We start from the raw sequence: 2,685 nt of genomic DNA, 5'->3' as shown, positions 1-2,685 counted from the left end.
CTTACACCCTGTATTCTATCAGGAGGTACTTTTTTTATCAAAGTTCAAATTTATTCATTACAGGAATGCTCCTTTAATTTAATATTGATATTTTCTATATTATAATATTCTGTTTGATTTAAAAAATTTCCGAGGAAATACAGTAAAAGTATATATAAATTAATAATATATGTTAATAATAAATTTATGTAAATTAATATTTTGATATAAGTTATTTTAAAGAAATAGGATATTATATTTTATGGTTAATATAACTTATGGAGGTTCATATTTTATGATATGTAAGTGGAAGTCAAAACATAATACAAAGAATATCGTTAAGTGTAGAAGAGATGCATATGATGATTCAGGATACTGTTTATTTCATAAACAAAATAAAACTAAAAAAGAAAATGAAATATTTAATAAAATTATAAATGGAGAGTTAAAATCTGAGTTATATATATGGAATTCAAAAGAAAATATATTTGATTTTAGGGGATTTGTTTTTGATGAGGAAATAAAATTTTCTGATTTTAAAAATTATATTAATAAAGAGGATGCTGTTTTTGATTTTTCTGAAGCGATATTTGGGAAAAATGTTTATTTTGACAATTTTCAATTTAAACATGACGTATATTTTTCTCATACTGAATTTAAAAGGATTGTGTCGTTTAAAAATTGCATATTTGAAGGAAATTGTATTTTTAAAAAGACAAAATTTAGAACAACATCTAATATATCACCTTTTTATAAAGCTAAGTTTATAGGCCAACATCTTATATTTAAAGATATAGAAAATGGATTGAAATTTGATGGAATAATATTTTCTCAAAATACAAGATTCATACTAGATAATGTTGAATATGATAAAGTAAATTACTTGAATGGAAGAAATGCATATAGAATTGCTAAAAATCAGTCTAATATAATAGGAGATTATCATGAAGTTGGGAGATATTATTATAAAGAAAGATGGTATAATGGAAAGATGATATTTCCTTCTATATCTTTTTGGAATAGAAATGGTGAAGGTTTAAAAAAATTAGTTTTATTCAAGAGTATAAAACAAAAAAAACATTATAAACATATAATACCCAAATTAATGGATTTAACAGCTAAGCATGTTGTTGGTTATGGAGAAAAACCTCAAAATGTTCTTTTTTTATCTTTTATTCTAATAAGTGTATTTGCATATTTATATATGATTGCAGGTCTAAAAATTAATATTTATACTAATTATATAATAGATTCACAAGAAATTATAAAATATAATTTAGATGATTTATTAAAAGGAAATATTAAGCAATTTTTTAAAGATTATTTACAGGCCTGGTATTTTAGCATAGTTACATTTACAACAGTAGGATATGGAGATATTATTCCTATAAATTTTTGGGGTAAAATACTGTCTTCTATAGAAATGTTTTTAGGGGTTACTGTTGTTGCTGCTTGGACATCAACTTTAGTAAGAAAAATATCAAGGTAAAAAATATGTATGCAAATAAAGAATAAAATTATATAATATATACATAAGCAAAAAGAGGAGGAGTTAATAATGAAGAAGAGGACAAGTTTATTTTTGATATTTATTATTTTATTTTGTTTAGGTAGTCCTATTTTTGCAGATAGTGAAGAAAATAATAGTTCTTTAAAGAGTTATTTAGAAACATTAGTAGATGTTTTATATAAAGAAAAAGAACAAAATTCATCTAATTATGAAGATATAGATAGCATTTTAAGAGAATATTTAAAAAATGATGAAGGCATAAGTTCATTAAGTGAGGATGCTGAGAAAATTATACTTATAATGGATTTAGAGAGCAAAGATAAACTGTTAAATATATTAAAAGAAAATAATAATAGTTTAGAAAATGTTAAAAAAGAAATTTTGAATTTAAAAATGTGGAATGAAAGTGATAGATATTCGCTGTTAGATATGATAAAAGAAGGAGAAGATAGAAAAACAATAAAATTAGAATTAGAGAATCTAATTAATAAATATAACAATACAGACAATAATAATCCAAATAATGATAATAAAATAAATTTAAAAGATATCAATAATCATTGGGCTAAAGATTATATATTATTTATGGTTGAAAATAAAATAGCTACTGGATACTTAGATTTTACTTTTAGACCTAACAATAAAATAACTAGAGCAGAATTTTCAAAAATGTTAGTAGAAACACTTAAACTTGATAAAGTAACTTATAACAATTCTTTTTCTGATGTAAAAAATCACTGGGCTAAAGATTATATTCAGACGGCTTATAATGCTGGATTAATAAAGGGATATAATAAAGAATTTAAGCCAGATGCAAATATAACTAGATCTGAGATGGCAACAATGATTGGAAGAACACTTAATACAGATAATAAAGCAGATTTGACAAAATTTATTGATTATAAAAAAATACCTAATTGGGCTGAGGAATCAGTATCTAAAGCTGTTGGAGAAGAACTAATTAAGGGAGACAATGGAAAATTTAGGCCAAATGATAATACAACAAGAGCTGAAGCTATTACAATTTTATATAGATTATTAAATATAGATTAATTAAAAAAATAGCCTTATTAAAACACTGGAATATATTTGTTCCGGTGTTTTTATTGTATAAAGAAAACCACCTGCTATGCGGGTGGTTCTGAAAAGCTTATAGCTATGAATAAAAAAATAACCTCCTTTGTTAAAATAGACTT

2 protein-coding genes are annotated in these 2,685 nt (G+C 23.2%); both read left to right on the top strand.

Annotated features, from left to right (window positions below; all coding sequences use genetic code 11):
* Positions 1–274 precede the first annotated feature (274 nt).
* Positions 275–1,468: an ion channel gene (locus tag BUA77_RS13000; RefSeq protein WP_072890976.1), complete on the top strand. Its 1,194-nt coding sequence runs from the start codon at positions 275–277 to the stop codon at positions 1,466–1,468.
* 69 nt (positions 1,469–1,537) lie between these two features.
* Positions 1,538–2,542, top strand: a complete 1,005-nt coding sequence (locus BUA77_RS12995) for an S-layer homology domain-containing protein (protein ID WP_072890973.1) — start codon at positions 1,538–1,540, stop codon at positions 2,540–2,542.
* Positions 2,543–2,685 lie beyond the last annotated feature (143 nt).

The sequence above is a fragment of the Tepidibacter formicigenes DSM 15518 genome (genome assembly GCF_900142235.1).
GTDB classification, from domain to species: Bacteria; Bacillota; Clostridia; order Peptostreptococcales; family Peptostreptococcaceae; genus Tepidibacter; species Tepidibacter formicigenes.
This window is presented reverse-complemented; position numbering and strand designations above follow the sequence as displayed.

Excerpts from the sequence above, each read along its gene's own strand:
- BUA77_RS13000 (WP_072890976.1), top strand. The coding sequence starts at position 275 with ATGATATGTAAGTGGAAGTCAAAACATAATACAAAGAATATCGTTAAG.
- BUA77_RS12995 (WP_072890973.1), top strand. The coding sequence starts at position 1,538 with ATGAAGAAGAGGACAAGTTTATTTTTGATATTTATTATTTTATTTTGT.